The sequence below is a fragment of the Streptomyces sp. NPDC002773 genome, assembly GCF_040295605.1.
Lineage (GTDB): Bacteria > Actinomycetota > Actinomycetes > Streptomycetales > Streptomycetaceae > Streptomyces.
This window is the reverse complement of the sequence record NZ_JBEOVO010000053.1, coordinates 1-16,532: the sequence shown is the minus strand read 5'-3', so window position 1 is coordinate 16,532 and position 16,532 is coordinate 1. Positions and strand designations below refer to the sequence as shown.

General features: G+C 69.5%; 31 protein-coding genes and 1 pseudogene. 24 read left to right on the top strand and 8 right to left on the bottom strand.

What is annotated here, in order from left to right; all coding sequences use genetic code 11:
- Positions 1 to 3: 3 nt before the first annotated feature.
- The 10 genes and pseudogenes from ABT034_RS33685 to ABT034_RS33640 all read left to right on the top strand — a co-directional run.
- Positions 4 to 447: pseudogene (locus ABT034_RS33685) on the top strand (DNA cytosine methyltransferase); the annotation flags it as partial.
- The gene (locus ABT034_RS33680) at positions 419 to 913 is read left to right on the top strand and encodes a hypothetical protein (protein WP_351220930.1); all 495 of its coding nucleotides are present in this window, start codon (positions 419 to 421) and stop codon (positions 911 to 913) included. The pseudogene ABT034_RS33685 and the gene ABT034_RS33680, both read left to right, overlap by 29 nt.
- A gap of 23 nt (positions 914 to 936) precedes the next feature.
- Positions 937 to 1,077: a hypothetical protein gene (locus tag ABT034_RS33675; protein WP_351220932.1), complete on the top strand. Its 141-nt coding sequence runs from the start codon at positions 937 to 939 to the stop codon at positions 1,075 to 1,077.
- A 74-nt stretch (positions 1,078 to 1,151) separates the two neighbouring features.
- Positions 1,152 to 1,349 carry a hypothetical protein gene (locus ABT034_RS33670; protein WP_351220902.1) on the top strand — a complete coding sequence of 66 codons (198 nt, stop codon included), beginning with the start codon at positions 1,152 to 1,154 and terminating at the stop codon, positions 1,347 to 1,349.
- Between the two features lie 62 nt (positions 1,350 to 1,411).
- Complete coding sequence (locus ABT034_RS33665; protein WP_351220901.1) at positions 1,412 to 2,266, top strand: hypothetical protein; 855 nt, start codon at positions 1,412 to 1,414, stop codon at positions 2,264 to 2,266.
- The gene (locus tag ABT034_RS33660; RefSeq protein WP_351220900.1) at positions 2,263 to 2,433 is read left to right on the top strand and encodes a hypothetical protein; all 171 of its coding nucleotides are present in this window, start codon (positions 2,263 to 2,265) and stop codon (positions 2,431 to 2,433) included. The genes ABT034_RS33665 and ABT034_RS33660 overlap by 4 nt, the downstream gene beginning before the upstream one ends.
- Positions 2,430 to 2,828 carry a hypothetical protein gene (locus tag ABT034_RS33655; protein WP_351220899.1) on the top strand — a complete coding sequence of 133 codons (399 nt, stop codon included), beginning with the start codon at positions 2,430 to 2,432 and terminating at the stop codon, positions 2,826 to 2,828. The genes ABT034_RS33660 and ABT034_RS33655 overlap by 4 nt, the downstream gene beginning before the upstream one ends.
- Before the next feature lie 60 nt (positions 2,829 to 2,888).
- The gene (locus ABT034_RS33650; protein ID WP_351220898.1) at positions 2,889 to 3,056 is read left to right on the top strand and encodes a hypothetical protein; all 168 of its coding nucleotides are present in this window, start codon (positions 2,889 to 2,891) and stop codon (positions 3,054 to 3,056) included.
- Entirely contained in the window at positions 3,056 to 3,388 is a 333-nt protein-coding gene (locus ABT034_RS33645; RefSeq protein WP_351220897.1) for a response regulator transcription factor, read from the top strand. Before ABT034_RS33650 ends, ABT034_RS33645 begins: the two co-directional genes overlap by 1 nt.
- A gap of 161 nt (positions 3,389 to 3,549) precedes the next feature.
- Positions 3,550 to 4,179 carry a hypothetical protein gene (locus ABT034_RS33640; protein WP_351220896.1) on the top strand — a complete coding sequence of 210 codons (630 nt, stop codon included), beginning with the start codon at positions 3,550 to 3,552 and terminating at the stop codon, positions 4,177 to 4,179.
- On the opposite strand, the gene ABT034_RS33635 is transcribed toward ABT034_RS33640, so the two are convergent.
- From ABT034_RS33635 to ABT034_RS33600, 8 genes are all read right to left on the bottom strand, one after another.
- Complete coding sequence (locus ABT034_RS33635; protein ID WP_351220895.1) at positions 4,176 to 4,469, bottom strand: hypothetical protein; 294 nt, start codon at positions 4,467 to 4,469, stop codon at positions 4,176 to 4,178. The genes ABT034_RS33640 and ABT034_RS33635 overlap by 4 nt on opposite strands.
- A 54-nt stretch (positions 4,470 to 4,523) precedes the next feature.
- Positions 4,524 to 4,709: a hypothetical protein gene (locus ABT034_RS33630; protein ID WP_351220894.1), complete on the bottom strand. Its 186-nt coding sequence runs from the start codon at positions 4,707 to 4,709 to the stop codon at positions 4,524 to 4,526.
- Positions 4,710 to 4,786: 77 nt separating this feature from the next.
- Complete coding sequence (locus ABT034_RS33625) at positions 4,787 to 5,140, bottom strand: hypothetical protein (RefSeq protein WP_351220893.1); 354 nt, start codon at positions 5,138 to 5,140, stop codon at positions 4,787 to 4,789.
- Positions 5,137 to 5,625, bottom strand: a complete 489-nt coding sequence (locus ABT034_RS33620; RefSeq protein ID WP_351220892.1) for a hypothetical protein — start codon at positions 5,623 to 5,625, stop codon at positions 5,137 to 5,139. The genes ABT034_RS33625 and ABT034_RS33620 overlap by 4 nt, the downstream gene beginning before the upstream one ends.
- Positions 5,626 to 5,825: 200 nt before the next feature.
- Positions 5,826 to 6,062, bottom strand: a complete 237-nt coding sequence (locus tag ABT034_RS33615) for a hypothetical protein (protein ID WP_351220891.1) — start codon at positions 6,060 to 6,062, stop codon at positions 5,826 to 5,828.
- A gap of 1,096 nt (positions 6,063 to 7,158) precedes the next feature.
- Positions 7,159 to 7,566 carry an NUDIX hydrolase gene (locus ABT034_RS33610; protein WP_351220890.1) on the bottom strand — a complete coding sequence of 136 codons (408 nt, stop codon included), beginning with the start codon at positions 7,564 to 7,566 and terminating at the stop codon, positions 7,159 to 7,161.
- Positions 7,563 to 8,198: an NUDIX hydrolase gene (locus tag ABT034_RS33605; protein ID WP_351220889.1), complete on the bottom strand. Its 636-nt coding sequence runs from the start codon at positions 8,196 to 8,198 to the stop codon at positions 7,563 to 7,565. Before ABT034_RS33605 ends, ABT034_RS33610 begins: the two co-directional genes overlap by 4 nt.
- Positions 8,199 to 8,320: 122 nt before the next feature.
- A complete protein-coding gene (locus tag ABT034_RS33600) occupies positions 8,321 to 8,572 on the bottom strand; it encodes a hypothetical protein (protein ID WP_351220888.1) in 252 nt (83 codons plus the stop codon).
- Positions 8,573 to 8,823: 251 nt separating this feature from the next.
- On the opposite strand from ABT034_RS33600, the gene ABT034_RS33595 reads away from it, so the two are divergent.
- The 14 genes from ABT034_RS33595 to ABT034_RS33530 all read left to right on the top strand — a co-directional run bounded on the left by ABT034_RS33595 (position 8,824) and on the right by ABT034_RS33530 (position 16,368).
- Positions 8,824 to 9,141, top strand: coding sequence for a hypothetical protein (locus ABT034_RS33595; RefSeq protein WP_351220887.1), 318 nt, complete (start codon positions 8,824 to 8,826; stop codon positions 9,139 to 9,141).
- A complete protein-coding gene (locus ABT034_RS33590) occupies positions 9,138 to 9,380 on the top strand; it encodes a hypothetical protein (RefSeq protein WP_351220886.1) in 243 nt (80 codons plus the stop codon). Before ABT034_RS33595 ends, ABT034_RS33590 begins: the two co-directional genes overlap by 4 nt.
- Positions 9,380 to 9,730, top strand: a complete 351-nt coding sequence (locus ABT034_RS33585; protein WP_351220885.1) for a hypothetical protein — start codon at positions 9,380 to 9,382, stop codon at positions 9,728 to 9,730. Before ABT034_RS33590 ends, ABT034_RS33585 begins: the two co-directional genes overlap by 1 nt.
- 98 nt (positions 9,731 to 9,828) lie before the next feature.
- The gene (locus ABT034_RS33580; RefSeq protein WP_351220884.1) at positions 9,829 to 10,026 is read left to right on the top strand and encodes a hypothetical protein; all 198 of its coding nucleotides are present in this window, start codon (positions 9,829 to 9,831) and stop codon (positions 10,024 to 10,026) included.
- 108 nt (positions 10,027 to 10,134) lie between these two features.
- Positions 10,135 to 10,365, top strand: coding sequence for a hypothetical protein (locus ABT034_RS33575; protein ID WP_351220883.1), 231 nt, complete (start codon positions 10,135 to 10,137; stop codon positions 10,363 to 10,365).
- Complete coding sequence (locus tag ABT034_RS33570) at positions 10,365 to 10,532, top strand: hypothetical protein (protein ID WP_351220882.1); 168 nt, start codon at positions 10,365 to 10,367, stop codon at positions 10,530 to 10,532. Before ABT034_RS33575 ends, ABT034_RS33570 begins: the two co-directional genes overlap by 1 nt.
- Before the next feature lie 17 nt (positions 10,533 to 10,549).
- Positions 10,550 to 10,849 carry a DUF7739 domain-containing protein gene (locus ABT034_RS33565; protein ID WP_351220881.1) on the top strand — a complete coding sequence of 100 codons (300 nt, stop codon included), beginning with the start codon at positions 10,550 to 10,552 and terminating at the stop codon, positions 10,847 to 10,849.
- The gene (locus tag ABT034_RS33560; protein ID WP_351220880.1) at positions 10,849 to 11,403 is read left to right on the top strand and encodes a DUF6919 domain-containing protein; all 555 of its coding nucleotides are present in this window, start codon (positions 10,849 to 10,851) and stop codon (positions 11,401 to 11,403) included. The genes ABT034_RS33565 and ABT034_RS33560 overlap by 1 nt, the downstream gene beginning before the upstream one ends.
- Positions 11,400 to 11,618, top strand: a complete 219-nt coding sequence (locus ABT034_RS33555) for a hypothetical protein (protein WP_351220879.1) — start codon at positions 11,400 to 11,402, stop codon at positions 11,616 to 11,618. The genes ABT034_RS33560 and ABT034_RS33555 overlap by 4 nt, the downstream gene beginning before the upstream one ends.
- A gap of 21 nt (positions 11,619 to 11,639) precedes the next feature.
- Entirely contained in the window at positions 11,640 to 13,106 is a 1,467-nt protein-coding gene (locus ABT034_RS33550; RefSeq protein WP_351220878.1) for a hypothetical protein, read from the top strand.
- Between the two features lie 11 nt (positions 13,107 to 13,117).
- On the top strand, positions 13,118 to 15,175 hold the full coding sequence (locus ABT034_RS33545) for a hypothetical protein (RefSeq protein ID WP_351220877.1): 2,058 nt from the start codon (positions 13,118 to 13,120) through the stop codon (positions 15,173 to 15,175).
- A gap of 214 nt (positions 15,176 to 15,389) precedes the next feature.
- A complete protein-coding gene (locus ABT034_RS33540; protein ID WP_351220876.1) occupies positions 15,390 to 15,635 on the top strand; it encodes a hypothetical protein in 246 nt (81 codons plus the stop codon).
- Between the two features lie 24 nt (positions 15,636 to 15,659).
- Positions 15,660 to 16,055, top strand: a complete 396-nt coding sequence (locus ABT034_RS33535; protein ID WP_351220875.1) for a hypothetical protein — start codon at positions 15,660 to 15,662, stop codon at positions 16,053 to 16,055.
- A gap of 97 nt (positions 16,056 to 16,152) precedes the next feature.
- On the top strand, positions 16,153 to 16,368 hold the full coding sequence (locus ABT034_RS33530) for a hypothetical protein (RefSeq protein ID WP_351220874.1): 216 nt from the start codon (positions 16,153 to 16,155) through the stop codon (positions 16,366 to 16,368).
- The last annotated feature ends 164 nt before the right edge of the window (positions 16,369 to 16,532 follow it).

Here is a 16,532-nt window from a genome sequence, read left to right as displayed (position 1 = left end):
ACCGTGACCCGCCCCCGACTTGGCAGCTTCTGCACCGGCTACGGCGGCCTCGACATCGCTACCCAGAACGTCTATGGCGGCACCCCCGCCTGGGCCTGCGACATCGACCCCGGGGCCGCCCAGATCATCGCCCACCGCATGCCCGGGATCCCGAACCTCGGCGACCTCACCACCACCGACTGGCAGGCCGTCCTCGACGAGCACGGGCCCGTCGACATCGTCACCGGCGGCTACCCCTGCCAGCCCTTCAGCGTCGCCGGCCAACGGAAAGGAACCGAAGATGACCGCCACATCTGGCCGTACATCGCAGACGCCCTTCGCGTTCTACGACCCCGAGTCGCAGTCTTTGAGAACGTCGCAGGTCACCTTCGACTGGGATTCGACACCGTCCTCGCCGACCTTGCCGCAATCGGGTTCGATGCGGAGTGGTGCCTTGTACGCGCATCGGAGGTCGGCGCTCCCCACCAGCGACAGCGGCTCTTCCTCCTCGCCACTGCTCAAGACCCCGACGGCGAACCTGGCGATCAACGGCGGCTCGCAGCACCCGGACAAGCGGAAGGCCGGGGGGCATGGGCCGACGCTGGCGGACGAGGTGGAGCACCTGCTGCCGACGCCGACGGCCACGCCCTACGGCAACAATCAGTCGCCGAGCCCGGGCGCTGCGGTACGGCCGTCGCTGAACTCGCTGGCGCCCACGCTCCTGCCCACACCGACAGTGGCGGACTCCCGCGGCACCAGGAACGCCACGGCGGGCCGGACGACGGACAACCCGAACGTGCACCTCGGCTGGACGCTGACGGATGTGACGTACTCGGGCCAGCTGACTGGGGCCGTTTCGCCCCCGCCATCACCCGCTGGGAGTACGCCACCGGACGACGTGCCCCCTGGGCAACTGACGATCGACGCCGCCTGAGCCCTGCGTTCGTCGAATGGCTCATGGGCCTCGACGCCGGCCACGTCACCGACGTTCCCGGCCTCACCCGCACCCAGCAGTTGAAGGCCCTCGGCAACGGGGTCGTACCCCAGCAGGCCGAGGCCGCCATCCGGCTCCTCCACCAACGAGCCACCGCCGCCTGATCACGCAGCAGGTCCCCCCGCAGGCAGCGCGGGGGGACCACACACCCAGCATCCCGCCACCCAGGAGCAGACCCATGACCGCTGGCGTCATTCCGGTCATCCGATGTGACCGCCTCAACCCCGACGGCGAGCAGTGCGACCGCGAACGCGGCGCCCCCATCTACATGCCGCACCACCGGGCCCTTCGCGCATACCTCCGCGAGCAGGGCTGGCGCCGCCGCCGTGACGGGCGCGCCCTGCTCGACCTCTGCCCCGACCACGCCACTGCCTGACCGTCCGTCTCGTCCCGTCCCCGCGGCCACACGGGGACGGGCCCAACCCCAGGAGCAGCACCATGACCGACCAGACCACGACCCCCGAACCGAAGCCCACATGTGCATGGTGCGGGCATGCCGCCCACCGCCCCGGCACCGAATGCGAGGACGGCGTCGCGCACGGCCCGAAGCGCTGGCACCGCTGCCTGTGCCTCAACCTCGTCGGCGCCGACCACGCCTGCCACCCGAAGATGACCTGCCAGGGCGGAACGCTCGGGTACTCCGATGTCTGGCACGTTCAGCGCCGGAGCGGATTGCGTGGCCTGCTGGAGCACGTCGGCATCGACACCACCGGCCGCGACATTACCGTCGACGGCGCGGTCGTCGACCCCGCCGCCCGCACCGCCAGCGGACAGCAGCCCGAGTGCGCGCCGTGCGGCGACACCGGCGCCTGCAACGGCGGCCCCTGCGCCCACCCCGCCGCCGCGCGGTGGACCGCCGACGGCCGCCACGGACCCACCCCCGAGGAACTGCGCCAGCGCATCGCCCGAGCGATCCACCGGTACGACAACCAGCACGCCCTCTCCGGCAACGACGTGCCCAGCACCCACCACTACGGCGAGGCCGACGCCGTGCTCGCGGTCCTCGCCGCCATCCAGCCGAACCCGACCACCGCCGACGACACCGCGCCCCCGCCGCAGCTCCGAACCTGCTCCTGCGGCACCACGGCGCCGCACACGTTCTGCCCCGCTGTCGGGCAGCCGGCCGAAGCACAGGTCACCGACGAGGCGCCCCTGACCGCGAGCGAGCGCCAGTTCCTCACCTTCGCCCTCGACCAGGCCGCCAACGAGTTGTCCCTCGGTCGCGGGTTCACGGCCGAGGACCAGATCGCACTTGCCCGCCTCCGCCGGATGGCCGAGGAGGCCCGCTCATGACCCAGCCCACGCCCACCATCCACTGCGCCACCCCCGACTGCGACGCCACCGCCACCCACCCCGACGCCGAGACCGCCGCCGACGTCCTCCGCCTCAACCGCAAATGGCGCTCCCGCGCCGGCGGACGCCACCTCTGCCCCGACTGCTGGAAGGCCGGCCGACGATGACCCAGCCCACGGACCGGCCCGGCATCGACGAGATCCGCAACCTCGTCGACCGTGCCGAGCGTCACCAGCTCACCGGAGACGAGGCCGCACGGCTCCGCGCCGGCATTGAGACGCTGCACTCCCATCTCCAGTACGCCACGCAGGACTGCGACGGGTGGGCCGACGACTGCCGATCCCTCGCGGATCAACAGGACCAGCTCATCGAGCAGACCGTCGCCCACCAGCGGGACGCGGCAGAGCAACGGCAGCGCGCCGACCGGGCCGAGGCCACCCTCACCGCCGCGCGCTCCCTCGCAACCAACATGCGCGACTGGGACGGCGACAACCCCGCCATCGCCCGCTGGGCCACCGACATCCTCGCCGTCCTCGATCAGCACAGCCAGACCACCGTCTGACCCCAGCCCCCCGGGGCGCGTCCGCCAGGCGCGCCCCGCCCAGCCCAGGAAGGAGCCGACGTGACCGACACCCAGCTGCCGCTCTGGCCTAGCGGGTGGGAGGACGAGGCCGACCGGAAGGCCCGCGTCGGCCGCTACGCCCCACGCACCCGGCCGCCGGCCAAGCCCGAGCGGATGACCGTCGCGGGACGGCGGCGGACCGTCGTCGATGTCGTCAGGGGCCTTTGATGGCCGAACTCACCGAACGAGAACGCGCAGTCGTCCTCGCGGCAGCCAACGGATCGTCGTACCGCGACCTCGCCCAGCAGTGGGGCATCGAGGAGATCACCGTCCGCGGCTACGGCCACCGAGCGATCAGGAAGCTCGGCGCCCGGAGCATCGCCCACGCCGTCCTCCTCGCTTGCCAGGCCGGGATCCTCGACGGCCGACGGCGACGGCACGGTGACCACGCCGGCTACGAAGCCCACCGCAAGCGCGGTGAAGACCCGACCCTGTGCGAACCCTGCCGCGACGGCGAACGCGCGCACCGGCAAGCCATGAAGAAGCGCACCCGCACCTAGCCCATGAATCAGAACAGGCCCGAGACGGGGCCTCAGTGCCCGCCTAAGCGACTTTCAGGCCTCCGGCGGACTCCGCGACGACGGGCCCGAGAACGTCAGCGAGGCATACAGCACCGCAAGTTCGTCCAACAGTCCAGCCCGCACCGCCGCAAGGAGAGACCGTGAACGACTTCCCCGCCTGCACCCGATGCGCCCACGACCTCCGCGACGACGAGCTCGGGCGCCGACTGTGCGGCCGATGCGAGGACCGGGCAGCGCAGCAGCTGTCCGCCATCCAGGGACCCCGCGGCCTGTACGCCCAGCTCGCCAACCACCTCGAGCGCGGCGGCAGCAGCGGCGGGCCCGCGGTCTCCGGCAGCAAGGCCGCCCCCGCTCCGCTACGGGTCGACGTGCTCAGCCTCCAGTGCGCCGGCGGCCCTGTCCTCGGCCCGCTCGAAGGGTGGGTGCGCGTCTGGGAAGACGCCGGCCACGCAGAACTCAACGAAGGCGGCGGGCTGCAGGAACGCGTCGACCATGCCTGCCAGACCCTGCGCTACAACCTCCGCTGGGCAGCCGAAAGCTTCGACGCGGCCGACGAATTCGCCGCCGAGCTCAACACGATCCACCGCACCCTGGCCGGCATCACCGCCGGCGAGAAGACCCCGCGGCAGATCACCGTCACCTGCCCCTGCCAGCAGCCCCTGCGCATCACCCTTCACGTGCAAACACTCACCTGCCCCGCATGCCGGACCGAGTACGGGCACGGCGAGGTCCTGCGGCTGCCGCTGGCCGACCGGCGGACAGCGGCCTAGCTCAGCGCCGGGCGCCCAACCGCCGGGACGGAGAACCAAGGAGAGTCAGCCATCTCCGTAAGCACAGGCAGCCGCCGGTTCATCGTGTTCGCGATCTGCAGCGCGGCATCCGAGCAGGAACCGTCACCGGCCGCCAACAGACGCCAGCACTCGATCCCAGCCCGCAGCACATTCTCCGGCACGACGATGTCGTGACCGCGAGGGCCATCGAGCAGGGACCAGACGTAGGTCTCCAGGGAATCCTCGGGATGTTCCTGGAGGCCAGGCAGATGCGAGTCGTAGGCAGTCACACAGGCACAACCGAGCCAACGGCTGAAGCGACACGAGGCTGCCCGCCAAACGAGCTACTCGGCAGGTAGCCGCCGGGCCAGCTCCGACGCGAGCTGGCCGGCCGCCGCACCCCGCGGCGACAGATCCAGCTGCTCCAGCAGGAACAGGTGCCGGATCGCCTCACGGGCCTCCGCCGCGGTCAGCAGCGGCAGGCGAGGGGCTTGAGGGTAGTCGGCGGTGATCGGCTCGAAGTGGTCCACGACAGGACAACCCCGGCAGCACAGAGCAGGACACGACGAAGCCCGCCACCCGAAAGGGTGGCGGGCTCGCTCGTCGACTACTCGGTCTTCTTCGGGTGCCTGCTGGCCGCATGAAGGACCCACACGATCTTGCGATCCTCGTCGACCACGTACCAGACGCGACCGCCGCTCGTGACCTCGATCTGCCACTGGTCACGGACCTCGCCGTCGAAGACAACCGTTGCAAGGTCGTACTTCAGCTGGTGATGACGGGCGGTCTGCACCGCAGGCGCCGGCTCGGTTCGCATCGTGAACCAGGCGTCAGCAGTGTTACTGGGTGCCTCGGCGCAGAGTTCCTGCCACCCCGTCCCCGTTCCTTTGACCCCGAAGCGGATCTTGTATTCGCCCGGCTTGGGCGGCGGGACGACGAAGTCCCCCCTCTTATTGCTCAATCTGCAGGTACCTCCGGAGGCTCGACTTCCCCGAAGTCGCCCGCCTCCGGACTGGTCAGCTTGCTGTAGAGCTCCTGGTCCGCGTACACCTCGGCGGTCGACTTCCATGCCGCGATGAGCGGCACGATCGGCCCAACGGTACCGAGGTCGGAGGCCGCGCGCGCGGTCTCCATGAACTCCACGAGGAACTCCTGGACCGCCTTCTGCGGCAGGAAGCGGACCCAGGGGAACGCCTCGGGAAAGACCTTGGTGAGCATGGCAACAGCTTCGGGGCTGCTCTTCATGAGCGCCACGAACATGCGGGTGGTGGAGTCGACGACCTCCGTGACCTGCTCGGCGCGTGCAGCCGTGGTCAGGTAGAGGTCTTCGCCGTCGCGACGGTGCAGCGTCAGCCCCTTACGGGTGGTGCCCTGCAGCCGTGCGACGGTGTCCTTGGGCTTCTGGATGAGCTCCGAGAAGTTCGCTTCTGCTGGCATCGCGGTCATGACTTCAAAAGTAGTTCAAAAGTCGAGGCGTGTCCACGCGTCTCGGTGAGTATCAATGAGTTTCACCAGGTCACAAAGGGTGACATCGGTGCAGGCGTGGACACGGTGTCCACAGAAGCGCAGGCAAACAGGTCGCCACAGCCCCATCGGCAGGCGCGACGGAGCCCGCCACCTTCCGAGGTGGCGGGCTCCGTCGCGTCTCAGGCGGGGATCGTTCGTGCCAGCAGCTCGCGTACCACCACGTCCCGCTCCAGCCCGACCAGGCCCGCCGGCAGATGCAGCCACCAGCGGCCGACCGCCCACACCGCAGCCCCCAAGAACTCGGGATCGGTGATCGACGACTCCACCACCCCGACGTCCGCAGCCTCGATCAGCTCATCGACCGGTCGACCCGACCAGTCATCCGGCCAGCAGCCACCAGACATGGCTACGCTCATACGGGAACCTCCATCCAGGGGAACCAACAGCAGCGAGCAGCAACTCGCTGTTACAGCGGCCGAGGGGCTGCAACCCCTCGGCCGCACACCAGCCAAACCGACACGAAGATCACACACCAGGAAACGACTCTTCCGTCGATAGGCGAAGAAGCCCCTCTGGCGCTTGTGACCAGCGGCAATGCATAGGATGTACGCGGCGAAAAAAGCCTTACTGTCAATAAGGCGCGACAGTGCGGCCTCGCTCGGCGACCGTATCGGGTAGCCAGGAATCGGCCATCGAAAACCGGCGCTGGACCACCTACGGAAAAGCGTAGTGTCCGGTCCAGTGCGAGTATTTTTGTGGGAAGTGGCAGGTCAGCGACCTGGCGTTTTCCATCCTGACCCCTCCTTGCATGACTCCACGGTGACGCGACGTGGTTGGCCAGAAAGCGCCGCCCGCAAAGGCGTAGATACGTGAGCAGCCTGACGCGCCACGTCGACGTTCACCAGGACCAGAATTTTCCGGCAAAACCGCTTCCGGTATATCGAGCCCAGCGGCCGGGCGCGATGAGCCAACTCTGCACCCCCGCCCCACCCTGCCCTTCAAAACCAGAAGAGGCCACGACAGGCCAACCATCAGCACAGATCGACGATTTGACCGACCCGATAGGATCTGTCGCGCGAAGACGTAGGGGAGCGCAACCGAGCCCAGGCCAAAGGTCGAGATGGCTGGAAGACGTCCCCAGGTCGGCCCCCAGCCTGCACCACCGATCCCCCGCTTTTCTACGCCCAATTTTTCCTACTAAAGCGCGTACCAATAAAGGCACCCGGAGGCAGCCGCTCAGACAAGGCGCCCCGTCAGCACCCGCTGGGAATGACCATAGGGCGAGGCTGGAAGCCGCCGCCCCGACACCGTCGAGAACCAGCACGCACCCCCTTACCAAAACTTCTGGGTAAGGAGCCGCCCCCCGCTCCCACCTGCAACTCCCTGACCTGCGCACCCCGGAAACCGCGCGCAACGCGGCGGGCCAAGACGCCGCCCTGAACGTGGCCAGAACTCACCCCGCACGCAACAGAGCCCGCCACCTCCTGGTGGCGGGCTTCGTCGTGTGCGGCGTCAGGCCCCGAGCGTCTCGTCGAGGTACTCCTGCACCGGCCCGAACAGGCCCCACGGGACGTAGTCGGGGATCTCCTCCAGTCGGATCCAGGCGACCTCTGCCAGCTCCTCCTCGTCCGCGACCCGGGCCTCGCCGCCGACGACCTCGCAGGCGACATAGGACATGTGCCGGCCGGTCTGCGGGTGGACTCGCTCACCGAGGGACCGGACGGCCTTCACCTCGAGGTCGACCTCCTCGGCCGTCTCCCGGACCGCGGCCTGCTCCGGGGACTCGCCAGCCTCGATGCCGCCACCCGGGAAGGCCCAGAGCAGTTTGCCCTCGCGCTCCCTTCGCCTGATCATCAGGACGCGGCCGCCATCCGTAATGATCGCGGTGGAGATGCCCTGTTCAGTCGTTGTCTCGGTCACGTCAGTGCCTCCAGGGCTGCAAGTACGGGTGGATAAATCCGCTCGGTCGGGATGAACTTCGTCAGGCTGCTGATCGGAACCCAGGTGGCGTCGAGGTTCTCGAGAGGGTCGGCATTCCGTACCTCGCCAGCGAGGTATTCGCAGAACTCGTAGCTGGCCAGAACGCCGGTAGTGGGGTGGACTCTTGACCCCAGATGCTTGCGTACCGTGCAGTGGACTGCCGTCTCGGCGAGCGTCTCTTGCACTGCAACTGCACCGGAACTGCCGCCGGGCTTGACGACCCCGGCAGGGAAGCCCCACGACAGGGACTCTTCGCCACGCCGGCAGACGAGAAGGACTTCGGCATCGCGAGCCACGATCGCTATGGCCACCCTCAGGGCCTGCGCGTGGCTACTGGTCTCGGTACGCAGGAGCGCAGTGAATCGGTGGCGTTCAGCCTGAGTGACCTGTTCATGCAGCGTATCCAGGGCACGCTGCATCTCACGACGCGGGACCGTGGATGGCGAGGCATGCCATGCCGCCACCGTCCGGACCGCCACGCCTAACCGGCGCGCGAACTCCTCATTAGTGGCCCGCATGGCCTCCTGCAGAGCTGCCGCATGCCGGCCGCTCCACTGATCGACGACATCCACCGTCCGCCCCTCGCTCAATCGACTACGGGGTTGTGCACTGCCGCTGCGCGTATCCTGCGTCACCGCTGCACCGGGCGTTCATCGCCCGGACGGCGCCAGGTTGCTTGACTTGAGGCATGACCTCACCGCTCGCGGGCGATGGCTTCCGCTCGACTGCCACTGAAGCCGAGCAGGGTGCCAACCTGCGCCCAGCTCCGCCCCTCGTGGAGATCACGTACAACCTGTCGCTGGATCGCCAGGTAGCCCTGGTCCCCGGCGGCGAGCACGGCACGCTCAAGGCGCGCCGCTTCGAAGCGGGCGATGGGGTCTTTGATGGCGGCGACTGCGGCAGTGGCGTCCTCGATCGCGGCGGCGGTGGCGGTGGCTTCGGTCATGGACTCAGACTAAGCGGGCAGATGTCCGGTTTCAATGCCTGGTTGAGATCCGTAGCGGCGAGTCAACGGAAACGCTTGACAGCCCGTCACGCCAGACTTCAATATGGGGTTGAAGCGAACGGGGCTCCACCCCCGGACAGCTTCACAGTGCCGCTCCACCGGCACACCACAACGGAAAACAAGACGGCCCCAGCACCGGGACTCCACTCCCAGGCCAGGGCCTACCACGAGGCTCTCTGAAGGGTCCCCTCATGGATGACTACCAGCTTAACGGCACCGGTGTTCCCGCCGCTGCCCCCCTCACCGTCGACCGCCTGCTCTCGGCCCCGCTGCCGGAGCTGCTGGCGGAGTCCGGTGCCGAGATCATCGACTCGTCGATCCGTGACGCCGGCTTCTTCGGCGCGGCGGTCCAGAACCGTGACGGTCGGATCAGCCTCCACCTGCCGGCCGGTCGTAGCGACCGCGAGCGGGACACGATGGCTCGAGCCCTCGTCGGCCGACTCTTCGGCACCGACCTGAAGCCGCTTCCCGCCTCGCTCGAGGTCCGCACCTACGGCGGCGAGCAGTGAGCGCCCCCACGGTCGAGGCCACCGTCCCGGCCCCGTCCCGCCGTCTGATCGCGGCCGGCATCAAGCGCGGCTCGACCGGTTTCGCGGTCGAGTACCCGCAGATGTCCGCCGCCGACAAGGCCGCGCACGCCGCCGCCTCCTACGTCCGCCCGGCCCGCCCCGTGGCCCTGTCGGACGAGGAGCGCAAGGAACTGTCGGACAAGGTCCGCGAGGTCAACAAGCGCTCCGGCGGCCGGTGATGGCCCTCTACGCCGGCACCCTGCCGACCCGACTCCTCAACGACCAGCAGATCCGGCCCGGCTCGTACCGCAAGTGGAAGCACGTCGCGCGGGACTTCGGGAGCCGCAGCAAGGACCGCGAGATCATGGCGGGTCTGCTGGCGTCCCTCCCGACCGAGGGCCAGCGCAAGCCGATCCTGCTGGGCGTGGATGACCGCTCGCACTCCGTGTACGTGTCGGACGGGCATCACCGGGCGCTGGCTCTGATGCAGCTGGACGCGATCGAGTTCACGTTCCGCTGGTGCTGGATCCGCAGCTTCACCGTGGATCACCAGTCCGCACCGTTCCCGTACCACCTGCTGGGCCTGTAGGCCCACCCCTCTACTGCCGGGGCCGGCAGTCAATCCCCCTGCTGCTGGCCCCGGCGCCCCCTCCCTTTTCCTGCACCTCTGCCACGAGGAGATTCGCCATGCCCAAGATCACCAGTCGACACGGCAACACCTACGACACCGACGAGAGGTGCAACGGACGGCTTCTCACCCTGGCCATGAACCTCGACGACGGAGGCAGCGAGCAGGCGGCCGAGAAGGTGCTGAAGATCCGGGAGCAGCACATGAAGAAGGGCCGGAACTCCTGCCGAGATCGGCTCTGCTGTTACTCGGTCTAGGCAGCGCCGCCCCACCCCTCTACTGCCGGGGCCGGCAGTCCATCCCCCTGCTGTCGGCCCCGGCGCTCCACCTCCCCTTCCAGCACCACTGCCACGAGGAGATTCGTCATGCCCAAGCTCGCCCTCATCCCGTCCGACGGCCCGTCCGAGCAGCTCGCCGAGATCGAGGCGTCGGTCCGAGCCAGCGTCATCACCGACTTCCTGGCCGCCTTGCGGACCGGTAGCGCGCTCGACCGGTTCGCCGCCGAGTACCTGGCCGAGCGGATCGACGCCTCCACCCCGGACGGCCCGCGGCTCCGCGACGAGCTCGCCGCCCTCAGCCAGCCCGCCGCCGCCTGATGGTCACCCGCGACCAGGCGCTCGCCGCCGCCCGCCAGATCCTCGACGCCACCGTGGCCGACAAGGAAGCGGCCGACCGGAACGGCGGCGCCGTGCGCACCGACACCGCGCACGACGCGGCCGTCGACCTGGAACGCCTCGTCCGCGACACCCCCGACCACCGCTGACCCGGAAGGAGCCCGCCATGGGCTACCGCATCTCCCACGACGGCACCCAGTCGACCCTGTCCGCCCTCCAGATCGAGAACCTCGGCTCCGAGGTGAAGCGCGCCGCCGGCTTCACCGGCTGGACGACCCTGAAGCCGCTGTTCGCCCCGCGCCGCGACGGCTACGAGGAGATCGCCCCGGCGCAGGCGGTCAAGTACGGCAAGGCCCTCCTCAAGGTCGCCGACAAGCTCCCCGGCGGCTGGGACCGGATCGCCAGCCAGATCGGCCAGTCCGCCCTCCGCGCCGCGTCCGCCAACCAGCAGTGGGTGTGGTCCTGATGGGCAGCGTGTGGCGCGACGCCCGCAGCATCGCCGACCTCGGCCAGAACATGGCCGACTGGCTGGAGGGCCGTGTGCCCTCGTGGCCCGGATACCTCTCCGAAAAGTTCGGCGCGGAGGAGACGGACGGCGCCCGGCACCTGGTGCCGACGCTGACCGCCGCCAACCTGGCCGGCTTCGTGACCACTTGCTCCCAGCCCGGCGCCGACGAGGTCGTCGACGGCGTCCGTTGGCACCAGCGCGCCTGGGTCGAAGGCGTCGTTCACGACCGCAGCCAGCTCCTCGGTCGGCTCCTCAGTCTGCAGGGCCAGGGGTTCACCGTGGTCCGCGGCTGGCCGAAGCGCCAGATCGTCCTCACCGAGGTCGACGGCCGCCACTTGACCGCGATCGGCGGCTGGAAGATGCGCCGCAACGACATCCACACCACGTGGCGCGGCATCGGCCGGCAGGCCCTCCGAGAGCTCCGCGAGCACGGCGCCGTCCTCCACATCATCGACCCCGCCTGGGGACGCGACGACCGTCTCTGGCCCGCGCTGATGGGGGCAGTCCAGTGAGCGTCAGCTGGCTGATCGGCCTCACCCGCCTCCGGCTGCTGTTCATCTTCGCCGGGCTGGCCTGGTTCGCCGGACTGCAGATCCCGGCCGGCGCCCGAATCCTCGTCGGCATCCTCGCCATCACCGCCGTCGCCTTCGACGGAGTCCTCGACGACCAGCGCATCCGCACCACCGCCCAGACCAGCGCCATCCCGCCGCAGCGCACCCCCGCCTAACCCCCGAAAGGAATGATCGCCGTGAGCGGCACGTCGTTCACCGAGCAGTCCGCGAACGCGGAGAAGACCCGGATCGAGGCCCAGAGCGCTGCGGCCGACGCGGAAGCCGAGCGCCGGCGCCGGGAAGCCCTCGACGCCCCGAAGATCGCCGCCGCCAAGGCGCGGGCCGACGAGATCGAGCGCAACGCCCAGGCCGCCCGCGAGCAGGAAGAGAAGGAGCGGGCCGAAAAGCTCGCCGCCGACCAGGCCGAGCACCGCCGCAACCTTGCCGGGAAGAAGCTTGACACGCAGGCCGCCAAGGCCGTGAAGTACTTCGCGATCGTCTGCTTCCTTGTCGCCCTGCCGCTCCAGATCCGCGCCTTTTGGGACCCCGAGCGCCCCTGGAACGCCGCCCTGCCGATCATGCTGGAGTCGGCGGCCTGGGTGACGCTGCGCCTCGTCGAGGCGGCCATCGCGAACCGGCGGGTCGTCTGGCCCTACCTGGCCGCCACCGCCCTGTTCGCATCGATCGCGGCGGGTATCAACGTCACCGACGGCGCCCTGCACCCGGAGATCGGGATCGTCTTCGGTCTCGTCGGCGGTCTCGCCTCGCTCGCCGGCCCCGGCGTGTGGACGATCCACAAGTTCGGCGACCGGGCCAAGCACGCCAGGGCCACCCGCGCCGAACGAAAGACCGCCGAGGCTGAGGCCAAGAAGGCGGAGGCCGAACTCGCCGCGAAGCGGGTCGAAGCCGAGTCGAAGCGGCAGATCGAGGCCGACCGTCGCGCCGCCCACGAGGCGAAGCTCGCCGCCGACCAGGCGGCCGCGGACGCCGCGCTCGCCGCCCAGGACGAGCAGCGCCGCTCCCGCTACCCGGAAGCGTGGGAGCAGTACGAGCGGATCCTCGCCGCCCACCCGCTCGGCACGATCAGCCGCGACCGCGCCTGGGACGAAGCCCGCCGCGCCGCCGCCCACCCGGACGTGTACAGCCGCTACCAGATCCTCGCCCTCAACGCCCCCGCCAACGCGAAGGCATCGGACCTGTGGGCCGAGGCGTGGAGGTCGGTGAAGGGCCTTCCACTGGGCCAGACGATCGAGACGCTCGCCACTGAACTCGCCGCCCGCGAATACGTCGAGCAGGTCGTCGCAGAGCACCTCGACACGGCCGGACACCTTGCCGTCGAGGAGCTCATCGCAGACATCTTCGGTCGCGGCGGAGAGGGCGGCGGGACACCCGCGAAGGCCGCCCCGAAGAGGCCGTCCGGCGGCCCCGTCGAGGGCGCTGCAGGCCAAGCGAGTATTGGGCAGAACGGCTCTCAGGCGCCTCGCTACAAGGACTCCGTGGAGCCCCTTGCAGCCGCCGACTTGGAAGCCGCACGCAAGCTCCACGACGCCGCCCCGGCCGCGTTCTCCACGCCCGCCGTCGCCAAGCTTCTCGGCCGCGGCAGCAACTACGCGAAGCGTGTTCGCGACGCGGTCCGAGACACCGTCCAGTCCGAGCAGAGCTGAGGACCACGACCATGACCACCGCAGCCCACACCCAGCAGGACGCCGAGCGGCCGACGCTCACCCTCGTCAAAGACAACGCCGGCCAGCCCGTCGAGGGCACGGTCGTCGAGCACCAGGGCAGCGCCGTCGCCACCCGGCCCGCGTGGCTGACCGCCGCCCAGGACCACGTCCTCGCCAACCGCATGTACGCCCCGTGGGTGGCTCGCGGCTACTGGAGGCTCGCCAGCCGCTGGTTCGCCGGCCTCCGCGACGACTACCCGCAGATGATCCGCACCGCCAAGGCCGACCGGAAGAACGCCGACGGCGACTCCGCCGCGGAAGCAAAGGCCCACGCCCTCGTTCAGGACCGCCGCGCCGCCTACCGCAAGCACCGCCTCTTCTACAGCCTCAAGACCGGCGGCTGGGCCACCGCCGCCGGAACCAGCGTCACCGTCACCACCCTCGGCGCCCCCCTCCTCGACGTCCCACTCGCCCTCGCCGCCCTCGGCCTCGGCGCCTGGCATGGCCGGCCCGAGAAGACGGCCATCGACAACGGACAGCCGCTCTTCGCGCAGAGCGCCGAAGCAGGCGTGCAGCCCCGCAGCGCCAGCAGCGAAGAACTGATCACAGCCCTCGTCAACGCAAAGATCATCGCCGAGGCCCAGCGCGACGAGACCCGGGTCGTCGGAGACATCCGCCCCGACGGCCCCGGCTGGTCCGCCACCATCGAACTGCCCCGCGGTATGGAAGCCACCGACGCCATCGCCAAGCTCGGCGACCTCGCCTCCAGCCTCCGCATCAAGAAGCAGCGCATCGAGATCAAGGCCGACACCTCGGCAGAAGGTCACGAAGGACGCTTCACCATGTGGGTCGCCAGCTCCGACAACCCCTACAGCGGCCCCAAGGTCTACAGCCAGCTCATCCAGGCCGGGCAGTGGGACTTCTGGGAGCACGGCGTACCCCTCGGCCTCGACGCCCGCGGGACGCGCGTCTCCCTCCCGCTGCTGTGGTCATCCCTGCTCATCGGCGGCCTCCAGGACTACGGCAAGTCCTACCTCGCCCGCCTGGTAGCCGCGGCCGCAGCCCTCGACCCCACCGTCCGGATCGTCCTCATCTCCGGCAAGGTCAGCCCCGACTGGCTGCCCCTGGAAGAGATCGCCCACAAGTACGTCGTTGGAGCCGACCCCGACGCTGTACGGAAGGTCCTCGACGTCCTCGAAGAGACGATCACCGACATGCAGGGCGTCGGTGCCGAGCTGACCCGCCTGTACCGCGAAGAGCCCGCCAGGTGCCCCGAAGGCAAGCTCACGAAGGAACTGACCCAGCGCCCCGGCCTGGGCCCCACCCTCGTCATCGTCGAAGAGCTCCAGGAACTCCTCGACGCAGCGGCCCTCATGAAGGTGAAGACCAGCGACGACGAGGACGGTGAAGGCGCTCGTTCCAGGCCCGCTAAGGAAGTCATGGTCGAGTCGATGGCGCGGTTCGTGCGCGTCGCCCGGTTCGCCGGCGGCATGGGGATGTTCATCACCCAGCGGCCCGACTCCAACTCTGTGCCCACCGCGCTGCGCGAAGTATGCGTCAAGCGAGCTTCCTTCCGAGTGAAGGGCGACACAAGCGCCAAGATGGTCCTCGGCAACGACGCCGTCATGAACGGCGCCGCCCCTCACCTCCTGACCGAAGCCTCCAAGGGCGTCTTCGTCCTCGACCAAGGCGCCGAGGAAGGGCACAGCACCCAGCGCGGCGACGTCATCGACCTGCCCGAGTTCCTCGCCATCTGCAAGCGCGGCCGGCAGCTCCGTACCGACGCCGGAACACTGACCGGGTACGCCGCCCAGCGGGGAAAGCCGATCGAGGTGCCGCCCGAGGTCCAGCTCGTCACCGCCGCGGTCAGGGTCATGCGTGAGGCCGGCGTCGATCGTATGCGGACGGAAGACCTCGCGAAGGAGCTGGGCCTGGAAGCAGGCAAGCTGCGCGACCTCATGGAGAAGGCGGGCGCCGGCAAGCCCGGTGGGCTGGGGGAGATGCCCGGCGCGAAGAACCCCCGCGGCTACAAGCTCGACACGCTCCAGGCCCTCGTTCCCCGCCCGTAATGCCCTGATCGTCCCCCTGCTCGGACCTGCTCGTCCCTGCTAAGCCGCAGGTCAGAGCCTGCTCGGCCCCTGATCGACGCCGAGCAGCCAGCCGCTCGCGAGCAGCCCCCGAGCACCCCACCGAGCAGCCCTGACCTGCGCTTTAGCGGCACCGCCATGCCATCGAGCACCCGAAATCACCCGATACGTCCCGCGCCTGGAAGGAGACCCGGACATGCCCCTGAAGCCCCACTACCAGCCCACCCGAGCCGACGCCGCAGACCTCGCCCGCGACGCCAAACCCGGCGACCGGCTCTACGCCATCAACGGCGAGTACATCGTCACCGACGCCATTAGCCCCGTCTTCGGCAGCCATCTGGTCCGCCCCGCCGACGTACCCACCGGGCCCGGCTCCATCACCCTCGCCCAACTCCTCGCCCACTCCGGCGGCATCTTCACCCAGCCCCTCAACCAGGCCTGACCCAACTCCCGAAAGGACCCCGACATGAGCCTCAAGTCCTCCTACCAGGCCACCCGCGGCGGCGAGAAGAACTTCCTTCGCGACATCAAGCCCGGCGACCAGCTCTTCGTCGTCAACGAGCACTCCGACCGCGGCAAGACCTACAGCGAGTGGGTCGTCACCAACACCCACAGCTTCATGGGCTACCGCGAGGTCAAGTCGCCCTCCCACGGCGGAGTCATGACCGCCCAGAGCCTCCTCCGCAAGGAGCGCGAAGTCCTCACCCAGCGCCCCAGCCACCTGCCCAACCGCGGCGCCAGGGACTCCCACGACGCGTACACCGAGGACGCCCAGCGCGCCGCCAAGCTCGTCGGCGACCTCCACGCCATGGAAGCGTCCGACGCCCTCTCCGACCACTACCGCAGCCTCACCCGCCGCTGATCTGACGGCTGCCTGTCCGCCCCCGAAGCCGCCACGGCCCGGGGACGGGCAGGGAGCCGGGACAGACCCGGACCACCCAACACGCAAGGAGACACCAATGTCCGAGCCCACCCGCCCCGGCAACCTGATCGCCCGCTACCGCAGCGCTGGCCACTCCTACGTCGACGTACTCGATCAGGCCGCGACCACGGTCCAGCTCGCCACCTGGGCCTGCCACGGATGCAAGAACCAGGGACCCCGGATGGACCACGCCTCCGCCCAGAAGGAAGCCAGCAACCACTCGTCGCGATGCCGCGCGATGCACCTCGGCTGACCCCTCACACGTCAACGGGGCGCTCCCACCGGCCTGGACAGCACCGGGAGCGCCCCACCCCACCCGCACGCCTAGGGCCTGTTGCGAAAGTGGATCTTGATCGCCGATGATCACATCTTGTGGGACGTGGGGATCTGACGAATGCGCAGTGGGCCCGGCTTGAG

Excerpts from the sequence above, each read along its gene's own strand:
- ABT034_RS33575 (WP_351220883.1), top strand. The coding sequence starts at position 10,135 with ATGCCCAAGCTCGCCCTCATCCCGTCCGACGGCCCGTCCGAGCAGCTC.
- ABT034_RS33615 (WP_351220891.1), bottom strand. The coding sequence starts at position 6,062 with ATGAGCGTAGCCATGTCTGGTGGCTGCTGGCCGGATGACTGGTCGGGT.
- ABT034_RS33675 (WP_351220932.1), top strand. The coding sequence starts at position 937 with ATGGGCCTCGACGCCGGCCACGTCACCGACGTTCCCGGCCTCACCCGC.
- ABT034_RS33530 (WP_351220874.1), top strand. The coding sequence starts at position 16,153 with ATGTCCGAGCCCACCCGCCCCGGCAACCTGATCGCCCGCTACCGCAGC.
- ABT034_RS33580 (WP_351220884.1), top strand. The coding sequence starts at position 9,829 with ATGCCCAAGATCACCAGTCGACACGGCAACACCTACGACACCGACGAG.
- ABT034_RS33570 (WP_351220882.1), top strand. The coding sequence starts at position 10,365 with ATGGTCACCCGCGACCAGGCGCTCGCCGCCGCCCGCCAGATCCTCGAC.
- ABT034_RS33655 (WP_351220899.1), top strand. The coding sequence starts at position 2,430 with ATGACCCAGCCCACGGACCGGCCCGGCATCGACGAGATCCGCAACCTC.
- ABT034_RS33595 (WP_351220887.1), top strand. The coding sequence starts at position 8,824 with ATGGATGACTACCAGCTTAACGGCACCGGTGTTCCCGCCGCTGCCCCC.
- ABT034_RS33620 (WP_351220892.1), bottom strand. The coding sequence starts at position 5,625 with ATGACCGCGATGCCAGCAGAAGCGAACTTCTCGGAGCTCATCCAGAAG.
- ABT034_RS33665 (WP_351220901.1), top strand. The coding sequence starts at position 1,412 with ATGACCGACCAGACCACGACCCCCGAACCGAAGCCCACATGTGCATGG.
- ABT034_RS33660 (WP_351220900.1), top strand. The coding sequence starts at position 2,263 with ATGACCCAGCCCACGCCCACCATCCACTGCGCCACCCCCGACTGCGAC.
- ABT034_RS33600 (WP_351220888.1), bottom strand. The coding sequence starts at position 8,572 with ATGACCGAAGCCACCGCCACCGCCGCCGCGATCGAGGACGCCACTGCC.
- ABT034_RS33670 (WP_351220902.1), top strand. The coding sequence starts at position 1,152 with ATGACCGCTGGCGTCATTCCGGTCATCCGATGTGACCGCCTCAACCCC.
- ABT034_RS33540 (WP_351220876.1), top strand. The coding sequence starts at position 15,390 with ATGCCCCTGAAGCCCCACTACCAGCCCACCCGAGCCGACGCCGCAGAC.
- ABT034_RS33535 (WP_351220875.1), top strand. The coding sequence starts at position 15,660 with ATGAGCCTCAAGTCCTCCTACCAGGCCACCCGCGGCGGCGAGAAGAAC.
- ABT034_RS33560 (WP_351220880.1), top strand. The coding sequence starts at position 10,849 with ATGGGCAGCGTGTGGCGCGACGCCCGCAGCATCGCCGACCTCGGCCAG.
- ABT034_RS33565 (WP_351220881.1), top strand. The coding sequence starts at position 10,550 with ATGGGCTACCGCATCTCCCACGACGGCACCCAGTCGACCCTGTCCGCC.
- ABT034_RS33645 (WP_351220897.1), top strand. The coding sequence starts at position 3,056 with ATGGCCGAACTCACCGAACGAGAACGCGCAGTCGTCCTCGCGGCAGCC.
- ABT034_RS33585 (WP_351220885.1), top strand. The coding sequence starts at position 9,380 with ATGGCCCTCTACGCCGGCACCCTGCCGACCCGACTCCTCAACGACCAG.
- ABT034_RS33680 (WP_351220930.1), top strand. The coding sequence starts at position 419 with ATGCGGAGTGGTGCCTTGTACGCGCATCGGAGGTCGGCGCTCCCCACC.
- ABT034_RS33545 (WP_351220877.1), top strand. The coding sequence starts at position 13,118 with ATGACCACCGCAGCCCACACCCAGCAGGACGCCGAGCGGCCGACGCTC.